The sequence below is a fragment of the Psychrobacter sp. 1U2 genome, assembly GCF_051847575.1.
On the sequence record NZ_JBPYDC010000794.1, the window covers coordinates 1 to 831 of the forward strand.

An 831-nucleotide genomic window follows, 5' to 3' on the forward strand; every position below is an offset into this window, starting at 1 on the left:
CCACGATCAGTCAACTTGTCGCACAATTGGCACAGCTGGCTGGTCACGATAGTGCGGTCATGGGCACAGCAGGTAATGGTAAGCTTGACGCATTGTTACAAGCGCGCCATACCACAGGTGATGCGTTAGCAGTGCAGCAGTTTTTGTATCATATGGGCGAGCAAAATGTTGACTTATTAGCACTTGAGGCCAGCTCGCATGGATTGGATCAACAGCGGTTACAAGGTGTACCCGTCAAAGTCGCTATTTATACCAATCTAAGCCGAGACCATCTAGATTATCACGCCGATATGGCAGAGTATGTCGCTGCAAAAGCCAAACTATTTGATAAAGCCCATTTTCCAACCTTGACGCACGCTATTATTAATATCGATGATGAGCATGCGAACGTAATGATTGATACGGCTAAAGCCAGTAATTTGATCGTATGGACATATAGTTTGCAGGCTGATAATACGTCAGAGGTTGCTACTTTTGTCGCTACTAAAATTGAGCCTAGTCTACAAGGGGTAAAAATTGCTTTACGAAGTGTACTAGATGCCAGTCAAGGTAACGATGTGAACAATGTCAATATTATCAGCCCTTTGTTAGGGCGTTTTAATGTGGCCAATCTGCTGGCGGCAATTGCAGCAGCGGTAGCGTTGGGCATCAGTCTTGAGCGCATTGCAAGCTTGGTACCACAGCTACAAGGTGCAGTTGGACGTATGCAGCGTGTGCCATCGACCGATGGATGCTTTATCGTGGATTACGCGCATACTCCTGATGCGTTGACACAAGTGCTAAATAGCTTAAGAACGCATTGCCAAGGTCAGCTATGGGCGGTGTTTGGTT

The 831-nt window shown here is 46.5% G+C and carries 1 protein-coding gene; it reads left to right on the forward strand.

Going from position 1 to position 831, the window contains the following annotated elements; translation table 11 throughout:
• Window positions 1-831: Mur ligase family protein (locus ACS8FD_RS18780; RefSeq protein WP_439276966.1), on the forward strand; the 831-nt coding region annotated here is incomplete at both ends.